Here is a 17,084-nt window from a genome sequence, read left to right as displayed (position 1 = left end):
TCAATAAGGTGTATGGCACCACGAACAACCCGCATGACACCAGTCGCACTCCGGGCGGTTCGTCCGGTGGTGCTGCCGCTGCTTTGGCAGCGGGGTTGACTCCCATTGAACTGGGCTCCGATCTGGCAGGGTCTATCCGAACGCCATCGCACTTCTGCGGCACCTATGGTCACAAACCTACGCACGGCATTATCGCCAGCCGCGGTCATATTCCAGGCCCTCCAGGTATGCTACTTGAGCCTGACCTTTCGACGCCGGGACCGATGACACGTCATGCTGAAGATCTTGACGTCATGCTTGATGTTCTGGCTGCACCGGGGCCACTCATGGGGAATACCTGGTCGCTGACTCTCCCCGAAGCGCCTCAAAAAGACCTGAGTGGTTATAAAGTATTGCTGTGGACGCAGGACCCGTTAAGTCCGATTGATGATGAGTTACAGGCTGCCTATACCGAGCTTGCTGCGCATCTTAAGTCTCAGGGCGTTGATGTCACAACCGGTGCTCCAGAGGGGATGTCGTTGGAGACATTTGTTCCTACTTACATGAACCTGCTTGGTTCGGTGCTCAGCGGAACTCTGAAACCGGCTCAGCGTGGTATAACGGCTTTGATCGGTAAAATCGCAGGAAAATTCGGAGCAAAACTCAAACTCAGTGCTCATATTGATAAGCTGCTGAAAGGGATGACTCAGGTTCATGCCGATTGGCTGCAGCAGCACGAGACGCGCCTGCGTATTGCGCAGAAAGCCGATAAGTTATTCGATCAGTACGATGTGATCCTGACACCGGTTGTTCATGTGCCTGCGTTTAAGCATCAGCCTAAGCCTGCGATGCACAAGCGTAAATTGCACGTTAATGGTTTGCCTGGCCCTTACACTGACATCTTTATGTGGATTGCTCCTGCAACACTGATGGGGCTTCCTGCAACCAGTGCACCCGTGGGGTCTACAAAGAACGGACTACCGGTCAATATACAGATTCTCGGGCGTAAATATCATGATAAAACAACGATTAAATTTGCATCGCTGCTTGAGAAGTCACTCCGAGGCTTTATCAAGCCAGAAGGGTATTAACTTCTGACTTAAGTTACTCTGTGAGGGGACATGCTCGAATTTATACCTGACGGCCTGACCCTCACGGACACCGTGTTTCTTTTTGCGGCATCCTTTCTCGGTTCGTTGATAACAGCGGCGCTGGGAGTGGGAGGTGGCGCCTTTCTTATCACTGTGATGGCGGGTATCTTACCGCCGTTAGCCCTGGTGCCGGTGCATGGTGTTGTGCAGTTAGGCTCTAACGCATCGAGAGCATATCTTTCCCGCCAGTACCTTGATCGCCAACGTCTGTTCTGGTTCGTCACTGGCGCCGTGATCGCGGTCGTGGGTGGGGTCTGGCTGGTTGGTCGTCTCGATACCCAGTTGATTCCTCTGTTTATTGCCTTATTCGTACTCTGGATTACCTGGTTACCTATGCCCATGATTGGTCTTGGCCGCACGCGGGTTGGCTTAGCGATCGGCGGGCTAATTACGACATTAGCCAGCTTTCTTGTTGGTGCATCAGGCCCACTTGTATCAGCCTGGCTGAGTAAAGATGCTCACAATAAGTGGCACTATACAGCACTTTTCTCGACGGCAATGAGCATTCAGCATCTTCTTAAAATCATTGTCTTTGGTGCCATCGGCTTCGCATTTTCTGCTTGGGTTCCGATTATGACAGGCATGATTGTGCTGGGCTATCTGGGTACAAAAGCCGGACTTAAACTATTAGGGAAGCTGCCTGAAGCGCGCTTCAGGTGGCTATATCGCTGGTTTCTTACTCTGCTGGCTGTACGCCTGTTAGTGATGTGGTGGCACTCGCTTCAGGTAAGCTGAGCTAACGGTCAGTAAAAGGTAAATAAGTTCAGAATGGCCGTTATAAGTCGCCTTACCAACCTCTTTTCACCCAAACGGGTGAAGAAAGCCCAAAGACCGTTCTGGTCTACTTCTCGCGTTGACAAAAACTAACGTTCGGGAGAGCAGAATGGAACTGAATAAATTAACACTGGCGGTGCTTGCCGCAACTTCTATGACTCTGGTTGGCTGTGGTGGCGGTTCGTCATCTTCCAGTGATGATGAAACTGCTGACGACATCGTTACACCTGATCCTCTGGCGGTGTATACCGATACAGCATGGTCTGCTGGGGCAGATGAGCTGGTGGGCCTGACCTATCCTCAGAATGCGACCAACGGCGACATGGTTGCGCTTAAACGTTCAACTGGCTCTGACGACAGTGTCTCCCACACCCTGATGGTTGCGCCTGCAGCGACAAAAGAATTTACTGCCGTCGAGGGTGTTGCACTCGAGAAGGACTACTACCGTGATGTTCTGGCGTTGCCTGTGTCTGGCACTGTGGAAGGTGAAGAAATCGACACTGTTCTGATTGCGACCTGCGGGTACGAAGAAGCAAGCATGATCGAAGGTGGAGAAATCCCGACGCGCGGTGAAGTCGGCCCTCAAGCGGTTGCCATTGAAGAAAAAGTTGCTATTGAAGCAGAAACTCACACGCCAGCAAGCCTCGAAATTTATCTGGCCGGTACAGACATCAGCGCATCTCTGGACATTAGCGATGAGATCGAGGGTAACTACTCCTTGGTTGACTGCCATTCGCTCGGCGGTCTATCGGCTTCAGACTTGAGTAGCAAAGGCACGTCAGCCTATGAGGTTGATTTCTTCATTACTGGTCAGGATAGCACTGGCGACGTTGCAGTCTTTGAAGCCAGCCTGATCTACAACTATGAGAGTAATGAAGTCACCGAAACCGAATTCTATGAATTAGATGACAACAAGTTCGTATTGTCTGCTATTGACGTGGGCCAAGAGTCAGATTACTACACAACGATGACCATTGAAGGCAGCACATACCTTTTGGAGGCATTGGGTGAGGAGGGTATCGTATTAGGTAACGATGGCAACCCATTCACCTCGGAATCAGAAGAAGGCGCAACCATTTTCGATCTGGCGTATAGCGGCGATAACCTCCTTGCGGTATCCGGTGATGCTGGCCTTGCGGGAGCGGACTTCACCGGTGAGCAGTTCGTCATGCTGACGGGTGGTGACTATGAAAACTGTGTCGATCAGCTGGCTGTAAATGGCACAACGGTGTGGTGCCACGACTCTACCGACGAAGGCACGTTGATTGAATTTACCGCTCCAACGGTACCGCAGTCAGAGGTAGTCGAAGCTCCTGATAGAGTTGCTGCTCGCTCATATGAAGTAAGTAAAGAAGAAGCTGAGCAGATCAAGGCAGAACTCGAAGGCGCTGGTGCTGAAGTAGAAGTGAAATAATCACTGATATCACTTTTTCTCACCAATCTCTTTTAGCCCTCTTTATGAGGGCTTTTTTTTAGTTAAATTCACTTTTTTAATACTCCTCTATTGTCAGTTTTCTGTATTTCACCCGCTTGGGTGAAGTAACAAAAATACTGAATAAATACTATTTGTTTTCTATTAAATATGTAATAAAAGGTATTCATAAAGTGAACTATAAAACGCTTTTTATAAACGTTGCTTTCCTCTCTTTTTTACTAACTGGATGTGGCGGTGGCTCCGGGAGCAATTCCAGTGATAGCAGTAATGAAGATCTGACAGATGTTGGCACAGGCCCGGTTCTGGATGATTCTCAAAACGATGGAGGTGAAGAGGACACGAGCCAGGACGAAGATAACACTTTAACCCGAGATTTGATTATTTCTGACGCAGATTATTCCGTGGGTTCAACCATTCTGAGAGGACTGAGCTGGCCGCACGGCGATGTCCAGATAGGCGCGCCTGTTTATGCCACCTTTAATAACTCGACTTCTCACTCGATTGAGAAAGGTATTTCCGCTACAGATACAGTAGACGCCAGTGACTTTACCCCTGTTGTTACCACAGACCCTTCAAATGGCGAACCATTCCTTCGCGATATCGAATCAGTTCGCTATACCGAAGCTGATGGTTCGTCAAATCGCTGGTTGATGAGTTGTGACAATACGGGCTCTGCCGGTCGCGCAATGGTAAAGGTTTACTCGGAGAATAACCCAAGCCCGTACCTGGCAGCGGTTCCGCTGTTTAATCAAGAGATTGTTCAGGGGACTCTGCAAACCTGGACGATAGACAATTGTAGACAAATCTCCATTGCCTCGGTGACAACAGCCTCATCGGGTTTTGGATTAGTGCTGTGGGCTATTGGTCAGGGGACTTTGTCCAATGATGGTTCAAACGCTTATGAGTTTCTTGTGCGTATCGACATGGATTACAACAAAAATGGTGCTCCAGGCACTCGTGTTGGTGGTATTCCAACTTTGGTGAGCTATGTGAATACGGCGCAGGGAGAGTATCTCTCGGTTGCGGGCTTCAGTTCTGATAAAGCCATTGTGGCGAGCTACACACAGATGTCCCAGTCTAATGAAATACGTATTATTGGAGACAGCTACAATCAGCCTTTAATGATCACTCAACAGAATAAGTTCACTGGTACGAATGGATTTATGGATGTTGCGGATATTCATCTCTGGAAGAAAAACACCAACGACTATCGAATTTATACGGTCAGCGGCACAACGGGTGTTTATGCCATTCAGTGGGATGCCGGCCAAGATCAGAAGATCGGAGAGCAGACCTATAGCAGCGGTGATATTCAGCATTGCACAGGTTCTATTACCGGTTTCCGTGATCCAGCAGCCACTGGCAGGCTCTGGTGTCATGACAATACGAATGCGAGCAACCTGCTTGAATTTGAAGCTCCGTCCATAGCAGCGACTGTGCTGTAAGTACATTCACATCAATTTCACTCGGGAGGGTGAAGTTGATGTGGTCATCTTTATCTAAAATCATTTAACTATTCAAGAGGTTCTTTATGAATACTTCTCTCATTTTTCGTACCAGTCTTTTGGCTTTTAGTGTTTCTCTCGTAGCATGCGGAGGCGGCTCTGGCGGCTCTTCAAACACCGCTCAGGAACCTTCTGATAACACACCTTCGGACAACACAGACAACACAGACAACACAGACAACACAGACAACACAGACACACCGGTCGTTTTGTCGGATACCACATGGAGTGCCGGAACAGATCGTGTTCTTGGTCTTGGGTTTAACGGAAATTCAGAGACACCCGAGATTACCATGATGAAAGGCGCACCCGTATCAGGACAGGACGGCGACGTATTCTCGATTCGCTCAGTGACTTACCCAGCGACAGAATTGAGCGAGATCAAGAATATCGATAACCTGACGGATCGTCGTGACTTTCAGGATATGGATGTCATCTCGCACAATAATGAAAGTTATGTGGTTGCCTGTCAGGATGGCAGCGATACGACGGGCTATACCAGTGCTGTCAGTCTTCACATCTTTAAAGTATCCGATACCGGTAAGGTAGCGGAGTTGGATCTGATTGATGGCAGTATTGAAGCGCGTGAATGCAGCGGAATCTCTGCTGAATTCACTCAGGGCACAAACGAAGCAATGGGCGCAACTGTGTACTACGGCGGTGACACAATGACCACGTCGGGTTCACCACAGTACCGTTACCCTCGAATTATGAAAGTTGAAATCACGATAGATACGACGGTCGACGTTGATGCAACCGATGCCGTTGTCATGGATAGTCTGACAACCGTGGTTCGTGGTGACATCAATGATCATATATCAGGCGTTACAGGTTTCGGTGATCATGTGTATTACGCTCAATACGATGACTCAGAGGGAACAAATAATCTCGGTTATGCGAATTCAGCATCATCACCGGCAACAGTGCGTAATGTTGACTGGTCGGCGAATGATCCTTTTGTAACGGGCGTCGCGCAGCAGATGCTGGTGAAAGATATGTTTGTTATTCCGGGCACAACAACGACAGATTTCGATCATATCTATATGGTGTCAGACTCAGATGCGTCAGGTATTGTAGTCGCTGGTTATCGTCGTGATATGAATCTGAAGCAGCCTATGGCGCTGTCGGATGATGCGGCGACAGAAAACTGTTCTGACGTGTTGATCGGTGTATCCGATCAGGGTATTGGGCAAAAGCTCTGGTGTCATGATGCTACCGATAGCGGTAATATCATTGAGGTATACTCGCCGGTACACCCAGGTAGCTGATAAGACTGGATAGTATCCTTTCATAAGAGGCCCTATGGGCCTCTTATGGCGCCAGAAGTACAGTGATGTTAAGGAGTAATCGCATTGGCAGGACTTCTAAAGAGACTTAAAAACGAGTTTCTTCCTCCGATTAAGGAACACCCTCTGGCGGAAGACCTGCAGTGGGAAAGGCACAACCTCTTTATGGCCGAAGTCGGCTCCCGAATGGTTGGGTCGGTTATCGTTGCCTGTATTGTCGGCCTGATGTTTTACTCATCGGCGACAGCGAACGCACTGCTGGTCTGGTTTTCAGGTATCCTTTTTGTCGCCATTAATTCCTGGCTCCTGATTCGTTGGCATTACCGCTCGGATCATGAAAACCGCTCTTTAAGTTATGTTCGGACCTGGCACTGGGTCAATCTATACCTTTCTGTGATATGGGGAATATTCTGGGCGCTGACACCGTTTTTGTTCTTCCCTGATGCCAGTCAGATCCAGATACTTTCATTGTTGTTGCTGGTGGTGGTTGCTTCCTCCATGCCATCAGTCACTATGGGGTGTTATCCCGATATTTATATTACGTTTCTTACGCCTGTTTTTTTCAGCTTCAGCTGGCACCTTCTGTCAGTAGATTTTGGTGGTGAAATACTGCCCCTGATTATCGCACCACTTACCTGGATGATGTTGGTGCTGTTCAGTATCGTGATTCATCGAACTCATATGGAGTCGATCATTCTCCGTCTCGAGCATCGTAATGCGCAGGAATTAGCGGATGAGCGAACAGCTGCGAAAACACGCTTTATTGCTGTCGCCAGCCACGACCTTCGTCAGCCAGTGCAGGCTGCTCGCCTGTACGCAGAAGCAATGCTTTCGAACCCTGATATGCGAAATCAGGAAACTTCAGAAAAATTGGCCAGAAGCTTGTCTTCGGCGAGTCATCTATTAGACAGGCTCCTGGATATTTCAAAGCTCGATGCAGGAGTGCTGGAAGTGAATCGTCAGACGATTCGTGTGCAGAAAGTTCTCAATGAAATATCGGCTGTTCATTCTGTGCATGCGCTGGAAAAAGGCATTCATTTGCGTGTTGAGGGAGAACCATGTCTCGTCTCGGCAGATAGAAGCATCCTGATTGAAATACTCGATAATGTGATTGGCAATGCGGTACGTTATACCGAGCAGGGTGAGGTCACTTTATCGGCACACTCTTCCGGGGGAAGTGTTTGTCTTAGCGTAAAAGATACAGGCCAAGGAATTCCTAAATCAAAGCAAGCCATTGTTTTCGAAGAGTTCGTGCAGTTGGACTCAGGCCCCGAAGTCGTTACGGGCACTGCCGGCATGGGACTCGGGTTGCCAATTGTAAAGCGCCTATGCGAATTGCATGCGATTCCTTTTGAGTTCGAGTCTGAAGTTGGCGTCGGAACATCTTTTCGTTTCTATTTACCACGGGCTTTCGAGGACAGCATGGATGCTTCTGATGAGCATGCACCCAAGACGCAAGTTTCTCTTCGTATTCTGGTTATTGATGATGAACCTCAGATCACAGATTCACTTTCTATGATTCTGGTAGCGGCTGGTCATGATGTTGAAGTTGCGCATAATATGCAGCAGTTAAGAGACGTTCTGACATCTGGGCGTTTTATCCCACAGCTGATCTTGTCGGATGATCGTTTGCCGGGAAATCTTGCTTCCGGCGATATGATTGAAGAGGTTAATTCGCATCTCGGCAGACCTGTACCAGCCATCATCATGACTGGGAATACGTCACCGGAAAGAATTCAGGCATTGAAAGCGAGTGGGTATCCTGTTTTGTTTAAACCTGTCAGCAACGCTGAAATTACTTTGGCCATTACGCAGCTGGATCTTCCGTAACCAGCCAGAATGTATAAAAGATATTTAAAGCGGTCAGCCGTCAGAGTCCGAGTGACCGGGCTTTATTCAGGCACTCGATGCGGCTACTGACATTAAGTGTGTCATACATAAGCCGGACGTGAGTCTTGATGGTATTTGGGCTCAGAAACAACATATCGGCAATTTCGCCGTTGCTCATCCCGGATTTCATCAGTGTGAGTATGGCCTGTTGTCGGGGAGACAACGGATGTTCGTTTGTTGATTTTCCGTTCGGTATATCCTGAAACTCAGCGGGATAGTAACCGCCTTCGACGACAGCGATGATGGCTTCTTTTACTTGTGCAATACTTTCTGACTTTCGTAAGAAGCCACGGGCGCCTGCTTCCTTGATTTCGGCCATATTCAACGGAGTGAGATTACCTGAACAAACCAGAACAGGTATATCGAGACCATGCTGAGAGAGGATTTTCAGCATGTCTGTACCGCCTATGCCTTCCATCTCAAGATCGAGGATGATCAGGTCAGGTTTTTCCGACTTAAGCTTTTCGAGAGCAAAGCGAGCATCGGAGAATACGCTGACTGTACAGTTGTACCCGAAGCCCTCAATGATATTTTTCAGGGCCTCAGCAAACATTTGATGATCATCGACAAGATAAAACAGCATCGGTTTCTACAACTGGCGTAAGTCAGTTGAGACTACCATAAATCGGCTTGCTGCAGACTGTCTTATGACGACCACCTGTCGCATATATCCATCCACGCCTGTATACCTGCACTCTGGTATTTCTGTTTGTGCAATATCAGATACAAGCGGCGGTGAAGGTCTCGCTCAGGTGTATTAATGCGCACCAGGCGTCCGCTTTGAAGTTCATCTTCAAGTGTCATAAGTGACAGGCAACCAACGCCCAGATTTTCCTGTACAGCACGTTTGATTGCCTCAGTGTGCTGCAACTCCAATGCGATATTCATCTCTGGAAGCAGACCACGCATTGCTCTGTTAAATGCCTGTCGCGTGCCTGAGCCGTTTTCACGCAGAATCCATGAAGCTGCCATCAGCTGTCTATCGGTGACTTGCATGCTATGAGCTAACTCATGTTCTGGGCTGCAGAACACGGTCAGCTCATCACTGCGCCAAGGCTTGATATCCAGATGAGGGTGCTGGAATTCGCCTTCAATCATGCCCACGTCCAACTCAAAATTCAGAACCCGCTCGGCGATATGCTCGGTGTTTTCAACGTCAAGTGTAATCGGGGCATCAGGGTGGAGACTCATATACTCTGCGACCATTTGTACCGCCAGGTAATTACCGATAGATAGTGTCGCACCGATATTCAGTGGGCCAGCGTCGGCATTGTTGAGCAGGCTTTGCTCCAGATCGTCGGCCATGCCCATGAGCCGTTCTGCTGCAGGTCGCAACTGTTTTCCCCGGTCACTCAGCTGCAGTCTTTTGCCGACCCGGTCGAACAACAGCACGTCGAATTGGGTTTCGAGGTCTTTCAGTGCACTACTCGCCGCACTCTGAGACATGCTCAATTCAGTTGCTGCACGGGTCAGGTTGCCGGCCTGGGCTATCGCGAGGAAAACCTCCAGTTGGCGCAGTGTGTATCTCATTGGTTTCAGCCCCGGAATACTATGATCGGTATATTCGATTGATTATATCAAAATAAGTTGTTTTATCGAATTTAATAATAGGCGTAACCTGTGATCATTCTTTGAGCAAATCGCTCTATACGATCTTAAAACAACGGAGTCGCCATTATGAGCAACCTGATTCGTGAAACAGTCACCAGCGTCCATCACTGGAACGACACACTGTTCAGCTTCACTACGACCCGCAATCAGGGCCTGCGTTTCAAGAACGGCCATTTCACCATGATCGGGCTGGAAGTAGAGGATAAGCCGTTGCTGCGTGCCTACAGCATTGCCAGCGCCAACTACGAAGAGGAGATGGAATTCTTTTCGATCAAGGTGCAGGACGGCCCCTTGACCAAACATCTGCAGAAGCTGGCGGTCGGTGACGAGATTCTGGTCGGTACCAAACCAGTGGGGACGCTCATTACTGACAGCCTGTTGCCAGGCAAGAATCTGTATCTGTTGAGCACTGGCACCGGACTGGCGCCGTTCATGAGCATCATCAAAGATCTGGATGTGTACGAGCAGTACGACAAGGTCATTCTTACTCACGGTGTGCGCTATGTGTCCGAGCTTGCGTATCAGGATCGGATCGAGAACGAGCTGCCAAACAACGAATACTTCGGTGATATCGTTCGTGAAAAGTTGATCTACTACCCGACGGTTACCCGTGAAGAGTACCGTAACACCGGGCGTTTAACGGATCTGTTGCGCAGCGGTAAGCTGACATCAGACATTGGTCTGCAGGATCTTGATCCCGAAAACGATCGTTTCATGCTTTGCGGTAGCCCAGCCATGCTCGATGAGCTGACTGGCATGCTGGATGATCTGGGCTTTAAAGAAGCTCGTGGCGGACAGGCAGGCCACTACGTGATTGAGCGTGCCTTCGTTGAAAAATAAGCGGCCAGAAGCCTCTTGCTCGGGACAGTCCATGACAGGAGACTGCCTGAACTGGCACTAAATCTGCTGCATAGTTTTCATATTGTAAGAAGTGTCGGAAAAGCGGCGCTTTTTTAGTGAAATCTGTCGGGAGATTGACTATGCCAGTGCACGGTACTGTTGAAGCTGTGATGGACACCCTCGAAGGGGCGAAAGATGTAGCCAGAGCGATCCGTCAATCGGGTTACCTGCTTGAAAAAAGTGATCTTAAACGATTACTCGCCGACCTGACGGCTTCAGTGTCTGAGGCAAAAATGGAGCTGTCCCTGCTTCAGGATGTGATTGAAGAAAAAGACGCAGAGTTAATCCGTATGCACGAGGCGATCGTCTATCGAGGCAACCTCAAGCGACGGGGGGATGGTTATTACAAAACACTGGATGGACGCCCGTTTGGCCAGCCATACTGTTCTTATTGCTGGGAGAAAGACAGCCAGCTATTCCACCTTCATAACAAAATATTGTCGCGTGACACGCGTACCTGTCCTCACTGTAAAAATGAATTTCAGGCTGTACGAACGCCATTCCTTGAGGCTGCTCACGTGGCCTGATCAGGCGCATTCAGGCGATTCATGGTAATCTTTGCTGTTGAAAGATTACCCGACCTGAAGGCTCCGACTATGATCATTTTCAGAAGCGCTCTCGTGGCGTGCATTGCTGCTTGTGCGTTCCCTGTACACTCTGCTGAAACGCCAGCCCCCGAGCTAGATAGGGAGCCTATCGTTCGTGAGGATATTCCAGCCGGTATTAAAACAGAGACCATGGAAGTTCAGGTCGTTTCGGAAGATGAATTCCCCGATGAAGCGAAAAACCTACCGACGTTAATCGATAAAGTACGTACTGAAATGCTTGCCTCAGAGAACCCCTATGTACTGCTACCGCACAGGCCCAACTATTTCCTCCCTTTAACGTGGCAGGCCAGACCCAGTAATGATGAGCTTGAGAGGGCACTAAACCAATACGCCGATGAGAATGTGCCTCTCGAGGACGGTTATGATCATCTTGAGGCTATCGTACAGCTGAGCCTTAAATACATTATCGCTGAGGATGTACTGGGCAACTTCAGCCGTATCGAGTTGGGTTATACCAACCGCTCATTCTGGCAGGTGTACAACAGTGATATTTCCCGACCTTTTCGCGAGAGTAATCATGAGCCTGAACTGATGGTGAGCTGGATGCTGAAAGATAAAATCGTGGATTATGTTCGTCTTTCTTTGAATCACCAGTCGAACGGTCAGACCAGTACGCTATCACGTAGTTGGAATAGGATCATCGCCGAGACGGCATTTATCTTAGGCAGTGGTGTACTCAGTCCGAAGGTGTGGTGGCGCATTCCTGAAGGCAAAGAAGCTGATCCCCAGGATCCTAAAGATAACGATAATCCCGATATAGATGATTATCTCGGTTATGGTGAGTTGCGTTACGTAAAATTAATGGAAAAGCATCAGTTCTCCATTATGGTTCGCAATAATATGGATTTTTCTGAAAATCGGGGGGCTGTTGAGTTGGGCTACAGCTTCCCGCTGACGAAGAAAATCAAAGGCTATGCACAATATTTTAACGGTTATGGTGAAAGCCTTATCGACTACGACCGGTATCAGGAACGGTTCGGTATCGGAATTAAGTTAACCGACTGGTTCTGACATGCTGACACTGGGATTACTGATCAATCCGTTTGCTGGTATCGGTGGCGCGGTGGGGCTAAAAGGCAGCGACGGGCAGAGTATTGTTGAAGAGGCCTTCCGTCGCGGAGCAACCAGGCGCGCGGCAGAACGGGCAAAGGTGGCGCTTGAAATACTGCTTCCTGTTTCTCAGCAGCTCCGGTTTCTTTCCTGCTCCGGCGATATGGGACAGAATGTGCTGGATGAGCTGGGTTTTGAGTATGACGTTATTGATTTTCAACCGCAGCAGCCAAGTACTGCCGAAGATACCATGGCTGCTGCCGGGCTGATCGCCCAGCAGCGCCCGGACGTTCTGGTGTTTGCAGGTGGAGATGGTACTGCTCGCGATATCTGCAGCGTCATTGCTGATCGTATTCCCGTTCTTGGCATTCCTGCCGGCGTTAAGATTCACTCTGGGGTGTATGGTATTTCGCCAACTGCGAGTGGTGAGGTACTCCTGCGTCTGGTTCAGGGTCAGCTTGTCGACATCCGTGATGCCGAAGTGCGTGATCTTGATGAAGACGCGTTTCGACAGAATCAGGTACGTGCCCGGCAGTATGGTGAAATGCGTGTGGTTCAGAGCGGTCACTTTGTTCAATCGGTGAAGCAGGGCGGTACAGAATCTGAAGAACTGGTACTCGCTGACATAGCCGCCCATATCATTGAAGAAATGGAGCCTGGTGTTCTTTATCTGGTTGGCTCTGGAAAAACCACCCAAGCGGTTCTTGATGAGCTGCATCTCGAATCCACCCTGCTGGGCGTTGATGCCGTTGTTGATGAGCAGGTCATCGCTAGCGATCTGACCGAGTCAGATATCTGGTCGCTATTGCAAGAATACAAAGAAGCTTATGCTGTCATCAGTGTTATGGGAGGGCAGGGGCATATTTTCGGGCGCGGAAATCAGCAATTCAGCCCGCGTATTCTTACGGCTCTGGGGAAAGAGAATCTGCGTGTTGTTACCACAAAAACAAAGCTGGTAGGGCTGGAAGGGCGACCTCTGGTGATGGATAGCGGTGACGCAGAGCTTGACCGGCGCTGGTCTGGTACTCAGTCCGTTATCACTGGCTACCACGATGAAGTCGTCTATCCGTTGGCCTGATACAGCCTGATCGCAGAAAGAAAGCGTGATGACATTGTCAGGTCTTCGCCGGGGTGACAATATAGCACCCGATGAGAGAGGGCCAGTCGCTGGCCAAAACCAGAAACAGGAAATGAAATAACAATGCGGAAAGGTGGAAAGTACTATAGCCCGGCAACCAAAATGATCCACTGGTTGATGGCTATTATCATTATAGGGCTTCTCGTCGTGGGAACGCTGCTGGAGAATATGGAAAATGGACCCGACAAATTTGAGCTGATGTCGCTGCACAAATCAGTAGGAGTATTGGCTCTCCTGCTTTTCTTTCTGCGCATTCCGCTACGTATCATCAACCCGGTCAGGCCGGTTGATGGCGTGCCTAAAAGTACGTTGATAGCTGCCAGTGCAGTAAAAGGTCTGTTGTACCTTTCAATGCTTCTGATGCCTGTGAGTGGGATTGTAATGAGTCAGTCTGCTGGTTATCCCGTAGCAATGTTCGGGTGGGAGATTCCTATGCTGATCGGTGAAAATGAACAGGTCAACCAGATTGCCGGATTGATGCACGGCATTGTTTCTAAAGTTCTGATGGCATTAATTGCGCTGCACGTACTTGGCGCTCTTTATCACCATTTTATCCGTCGTGACGATACGCTGCGTCGTATGATTCGCGACTGATCTTTGTTTACCCAGCCTGCCAGTATCAGCGAAGCTCATTCTTCTGATATTGGCAGGCGTTATGACTACCCCTTCTAGAGCGTAAAACGGCTTAATTTCTGAGCCAGCTCTTTTGACAGCCCACTCAGTACATTGCCTTCATGCTCAGCTTTTGATGCTTCTTCGCTACATTGTTGAGTCAGCCCATTTATCTTGTGGATATTCTGGCTGATCTCTGCTGCGACCTGGCTTTGCTGTTCGGCGGCGGTCGCGACCTGAGTATTAACATCATTAATACTGAGCATGACCTCCGAAATACGGTCCAGAATAGCGGCTGATTCAGTGGTTTTCTCGATGCCGAATGTCGACTGCGCCTGAGAGCGCTCGACTGTTTCTACCACCTGGGTCGTGCCTGCCCGGAACTGCTCCAGCGTACTGCGTATAGACTCTGTGGATTCCTGAGTCCGGCTGGCAAGGGTACGCACTTCGTCAGCAACCACCGCGAAACCACGGCCCTGTTCTCCCGCCCGCGCTGCCTCAATCGCCGCATTCAGGGCGAGGAGGTTTGTCTGCTCAGCGATGCCATTAATCACACCGAGAATTTCCGCGATGCTTTCGCTGTCCTTTTGGAGTTGCTGGGCTGCAGCGGACGTATTGGTAATGTCGTTGCTTAAGCCCTGAATTGCATCCCGCGCTTCGTCCGCAATTTTCTTGCCTTCCTTAATGTCTTTTCCGACCGAGGTCACTGCATCAGCTGCATCTGAGGCGTTACGTGCGACCTGATGCACTGTTTGAGACATTTCATCAATACAGGTCACTGCGCTCTGAAGCTCCTGCTCCTGTTCGTCGGTCACATTGTTCAGTGAGGCTGTGATGGAGCGAAGGGCGACTGCAGCTTCATCTACTGTACTGGATGATTTCAATACCTGATCGATGGTCTCTCGCAGACTGTTGATCAGGTGGTTAAAAGACGATGACATTTTGCCCAGTTCATCGGATGAACCATGAGCCAGTGTCTGAGACAGGTCCAGGTCTTTGGATATGTGCTGAATTCGTTCGGTGATATTGATCACTGGTTTGCAGATACTGTTCGAGATCAATTTGGTGATCGCGATCATGATGGCAATAATCATAGCAAACGTAATAAAGAGCGCCTGATAGGTAGCACTCAGCAGGCTACTTGTCTCGCTTTTTGCCGCCGTTGCCATGACTTCAAGCCCGTCCTCTGACTCACTGACAGACTGACGCATTTCACCTGATACGCCCGAATCTGCAGTCAGGCCAATGGCTTTCAGCTTATCTGACAGTGCCAGAAAATCGGCTTTGTACTTTTCCATGAGTGGCACAGATGCATTAAAACCACGCTCTCGTAGCATGGGCATTGTGTCATTGATCCGGTTAGTAAAACGATCAATGTACTTAGCATCGAGGCGCAGCATAAGGTCTTTTTCATGGCGACGGAGCATGAGCATCTGGTACAACAACTCGTAGTCATTCCCTGTTTTCAACGACTCTTCGACCTGGTGCACTGCATCACGCAGGCTACCGTACAGGCCGGTCTCAGGCGTCAGGCCGGCTTCGGTTCGCAGAGCGGCGAGGGTGTTAAAAGACGAGATATAGCCATCCAATGATTGCCTGAGGCTGTCGACGGCAGAGGTCTCCATATCCAGGGCATTCATATCTGCTCTTAATCTGGTAAGGCTGTCTGAGAGAGTAGCGGCTGTACTGGCATGTTTATCAAGGTAGGAAGGATCCAGTCTCGCCAGAAAATCCTTTTCATGCCGTCTGAGCGTCAGGACTCCGTTCTCTACGTCAGCGATATCCTGGCGCACTTCACCCAGATGTTCTATCGAGGTGAGTTGCACACTGGTGATCAGGCCAAGCAGAATCAGCCCGGCAAGGGTCGCCGCGACGATCAGGTTGTGCTTCGCCTTTATCGATAAATGGTTGAACATTGCTACTACCTCATACTGACTTGCATTCAGTGTAGCAGTGGCCCGAAAGGCTGCTCGTTTTTTGACCGGGGTGTCAGTTCAGTCGCGTATCTGAGTCAATTACCATTCGGCATCAGAGCTCAATAGGAATTGGCTGCTTTTTCTGGATAAGTTCGATTTTGTAGCCGTCCGGATCCTGAACAAAAGCAATAACCGTGCTACCGCCTTTTACCGGGCCAGCTTCGCGGGTGACTGTTCCGCCGGCGTTGCGTATAGCGTCGCAGGTATCAGCGGCATCATCGACTTCAATTGCGATGTGGCCGTAGCCTGTTCCCAAGTCATATTCTGACTCGTCCCAGTTATATGTCAGTTCGAGAACCGCGCCTTCTTTCTCTGGTTGGTAACCTACGAAAGCCAGGGTATAGCGGTACTGCTCGTTGTCGCTTTTACGCAACAACTGCATACCCATTACGTCTGTATAGAAGTTTATTGAGCGATCGAGATCGCCAACTCGCAGCATGGTGTGCAGTATTCTCATTATCTATCTCCTTTATCCAGGTACCCCAAGCTGTCTCGGGCCAGGTTACTTCTGTCAGTCAGATGTCTTTTGTTTGAATTCACACAGGTCTTCGATGATGCACGAACCGCACTTTGGCTTGCGCGCAATGCAGGTGTAGCGACCGTGTAGAATCAGCCAGTGATGGGCATCCATCAGAAATTCTTTCGGAACCAGTCGCATCAGTCGTGCCTCGACTTCATCCACGTTTTTACCCGGTGCAATCTTAGTTCGGTTGGATACCCGGAATATATGGGTGTCGACGGCCATTGCCGGCTGCCGGAAAGCTGTGTTCAGTACCACGTTGGCTGTCTTGCGTCCGACACCGGGCAGAGCGACGAGTTCGTCCCGTGTTTGTGGCACTTCACCTCCGTGGCGCTCCAGCAGAAGCTCAGCCATTTTGACCACGTTCTTCGCTTTGCTGTTAAAGAGACCGATGGTCTTAATGTAGTCCTTCAGTCCCTCTTCACCTAGCGCGAGGATCTGAGCGGGGGTATTGGCCACAGGAAAAAGCTTTCGCGTCGCCTTATTAACACTTACGTCGGTTGCCTGTGCTGATAGGGTGACAGCGACAAGTAATTCATACGGAGAGGTGTACTCGAGCTCAGTTTCGGGATTCGGGTTCTCGTTTCTGAGCCGGGTGAAAATTTCGATACGTTTGTCTTTGTTCATAGTCATCACATCAGGTTGTGTG

At 49.5% G+C, this 17,084-nt stretch carries 16 protein-coding genes; 11 read left to right on the top strand and 5 right to left on the bottom strand.

All coding sequences use genetic code 11. The features are described from left to right. The 6 genes from B2R29_RS06010 to B2R29_RS05985 all read left to right on the top strand — a co-directional run. A partial coding sequence (locus B2R29_RS06010; RefSeq protein ID WP_301180230.1) for an amidase family protein occupies positions 1-1,070 on the top strand: 1,070 nt, incomplete at its 5' end. 30 nt (positions 1,071-1,100) lie between these two features. Then, the gene (locus B2R29_RS06005) at positions 1,101-1,865 is read left to right on the top strand and encodes a sulfite exporter TauE/SafE family protein (protein ID WP_301180229.1); all 765 of its coding nucleotides are present in this window, start codon (positions 1,101-1,103) and stop codon (positions 1,863-1,865) included. Positions 1,866-2,013: 148 nt separating this feature from the next. Next, on the top strand, positions 2,014-3,318 hold the full coding sequence (locus B2R29_RS06000; protein WP_301180228.1) for a hypothetical protein: 1,305 nt from the start codon (positions 2,014-2,016) through the stop codon (positions 3,316-3,318). 191 nt (positions 3,319-3,509) lie between these two features. Continuing rightward, positions 3,510-4,784: a hypothetical protein gene (locus B2R29_RS05995; protein WP_301180227.1), complete on the top strand. Its 1,275-nt coding sequence runs from the start codon at positions 3,510-3,512 to the stop codon at positions 4,782-4,784. Positions 4,785-4,870: 86 nt separating this feature from the next. Beyond that, positions 4,871-6,112, top strand: coding sequence for a hypothetical protein (locus tag B2R29_RS05990; protein WP_301180226.1), 1,242 nt, complete (start codon positions 4,871-4,873; stop codon positions 6,110-6,112). Positions 6,113-6,196: 84 nt separating this feature from the next. Further along, the gene (locus tag B2R29_RS05985) at positions 6,197-7,960 is read left to right on the top strand and encodes an ATP-binding response regulator (RefSeq protein WP_301180225.1); all 1,764 of its coding nucleotides are present in this window, start codon (positions 6,197-6,199) and stop codon (positions 7,958-7,960) included. Between the two features lie 40 nt (positions 7,961-8,000). Here the strand turns inward: B2R29_RS05985 and B2R29_RS05980 are convergent, their stop codons facing one another. Beyond that, positions 8,001-8,603 (bottom strand): response regulator transcription factor, encoded by a 603-nt coding sequence (locus tag B2R29_RS05980; RefSeq protein ID WP_301180224.1) that lies wholly within the window; start codon positions 8,601-8,603, stop codon positions 8,001-8,003. Positions 8,604-8,665: 62 nt separating this feature from the next. After that, positions 8,666-9,550 carry a LysR family transcriptional regulator gene (locus tag B2R29_RS05975; RefSeq protein WP_301180223.1) on the bottom strand — a complete coding sequence of 295 codons (885 nt, stop codon included), beginning with the start codon at positions 9,548-9,550 and terminating at the stop codon, positions 8,666-8,668. A 147-nt stretch (positions 9,551-9,697) separates the two neighbouring features. On the opposite strand from B2R29_RS05975, the gene B2R29_RS05970 reads away from it, so the two are divergent. From B2R29_RS05970 to B2R29_RS05950, 5 genes are all read left to right on the top strand, one after another. Beyond that, the gene (locus B2R29_RS05970) at positions 9,698-10,471 is read left to right on the top strand and encodes a ferredoxin--NADP reductase (RefSeq protein ID WP_301180222.1); all 774 of its coding nucleotides are present in this window, start codon (positions 9,698-9,700) and stop codon (positions 10,469-10,471) included. Between the two features lie 140 nt (positions 10,472-10,611). Further along, the gene (locus B2R29_RS05965) at positions 10,612-11,058 is read left to right on the top strand and encodes a hypothetical protein (protein WP_301180221.1); all 447 of its coding nucleotides are present in this window, start codon (positions 10,612-10,614) and stop codon (positions 11,056-11,058) included. A gap of 69 nt (positions 11,059-11,127) precedes the next feature. Beyond that, positions 11,128-12,150 carry a phospholipase A gene (locus tag B2R29_RS05960; protein ID WP_301180220.1) on the top strand — a complete coding sequence of 341 codons (1,023 nt, stop codon included), beginning with the start codon at positions 11,128-11,130 and terminating at the stop codon, positions 12,148-12,150. A 1-nt stretch (position 12,151) separates the two neighbouring features. Then, complete coding sequence (locus tag B2R29_RS05955; protein ID WP_301180219.1) at positions 12,152-13,267, top strand: ATP-NAD kinase family protein; 1,116 nt, start codon at positions 12,152-12,154, stop codon at positions 13,265-13,267. A gap of 123 nt (positions 13,268-13,390) precedes the next feature. Next, positions 13,391-13,921, top strand: a complete 531-nt coding sequence (locus B2R29_RS05950; RefSeq protein WP_301180218.1) for a cytochrome b — start codon at positions 13,391-13,393, stop codon at positions 13,919-13,921. 74 nt (positions 13,922-13,995) lie between these two features. Here B2R29_RS05950 and B2R29_RS05945 read toward each other — a convergent pair whose 3' ends face one another. The 3 genes from B2R29_RS05945 to nth form a co-directional block, all read right to left on the bottom strand. After that, positions 13,996-15,855 carry a methyl-accepting chemotaxis protein gene (locus B2R29_RS05945; protein WP_301180217.1) on the bottom strand — a complete coding sequence of 620 codons (1,860 nt, stop codon included), beginning with the start codon at positions 15,853-15,855 and terminating at the stop codon, positions 13,996-13,998. A 112-nt stretch (positions 15,856-15,967) separates the two neighbouring features. Next, on the bottom strand, positions 15,968-16,372 hold the full coding sequence (gene gloA, locus B2R29_RS05940; protein WP_301180216.1) for a lactoylglutathione lyase: 405 nt from the start codon (positions 16,370-16,372) through the stop codon (positions 15,968-15,970). A gap of 54 nt (positions 16,373-16,426) precedes the next feature. Continuing rightward, positions 16,427-17,062, bottom strand: coding sequence for an endonuclease III (gene nth / locus B2R29_RS05935; protein WP_301180215.1), 636 nt, complete (start codon positions 17,060-17,062; stop codon positions 16,427-16,429). Positions 17,063-17,084 lie beyond the last annotated feature (22 nt).

Origin of the sequence: Thalassolituus sp. UBA3500, assembly GCF_002377545.1 — a bacterium.
GTDB lineage: Bacteria > Pseudomonadota > Gammaproteobacteria > Pseudomonadales > Oceanobacteraceae > Thalassolituus.
The sequence above is the reverse complement of the archived record's forward strand: the minus strand, read 5'-3'. Positions and strand labels throughout refer to the sequence as shown.

Coding starts and splice junctions, on each gene's coding strand:
- B2R29_RS06005 (WP_301180229.1), top strand. CDS start 1,101: ATGCTCGAATTTATACCTGACGGCCTGACCCTCACGGACACCGTGTTT.
- B2R29_RS06000 (WP_301180228.1), top strand. CDS start 2,014: ATGGAACTGAATAAATTAACACTGGCGGTGCTTGCCGCAACTTCTATG.
- B2R29_RS05990 (WP_301180226.1), top strand. CDS start 4,871: ATGAATACTTCTCTCATTTTTCGTACCAGTCTTTTGGCTTTTAGTGTT.
- B2R29_RS05980 (WP_301180224.1), bottom strand. CDS start 8,603: ATGCTGTTTTATCTTGTCGATGATCATCAAATGTTTGCTGAGGCCCTG.
- B2R29_RS05975 (WP_301180223.1), bottom strand. CDS start 9,550: ATGAGATACACACTGCGCCAACTGGAGGTTTTCCTCGCGATAGCCCAG.
- B2R29_RS05970 (WP_301180222.1), top strand. CDS start 9,698: ATGAGCAACCTGATTCGTGAAACAGTCACCAGCGTCCATCACTGGAAC.
- B2R29_RS05965 (WP_301180221.1), top strand. CDS start 10,612: ATGCCAGTGCACGGTACTGTTGAAGCTGTGATGGACACCCTCGAAGGG.
- B2R29_RS05960 (WP_301180220.1), top strand. CDS start 11,128: ATGATCATTTTCAGAAGCGCTCTCGTGGCGTGCATTGCTGCTTGTGCG.
- B2R29_RS05955 (WP_301180219.1), top strand. CDS start 12,152: ATGCTGACACTGGGATTACTGATCAATCCGTTTGCTGGTATCGGTGGC.
- B2R29_RS05950 (WP_301180218.1), top strand. CDS start 13,391: ATGCGGAAAGGTGGAAAGTACTATAGCCCGGCAACCAAAATGATCCAC.
- B2R29_RS05945 (WP_301180217.1), bottom strand. CDS start 15,855: ATGTTCAACCATTTATCGATAAAGGCGAAGCACAACCTGATCGTCGCG.
- gloA (WP_301180216.1), bottom strand. CDS start 16,372: ATGAGAATACTGCACACCATGCTGCGAGTTGGCGATCTCGATCGCTCA.
- nth (WP_301180215.1), bottom strand. CDS start 17,062: ATGAACAAAGACAAACGTATCGAAATTTTCACCCGGCTCAGAAACGAG.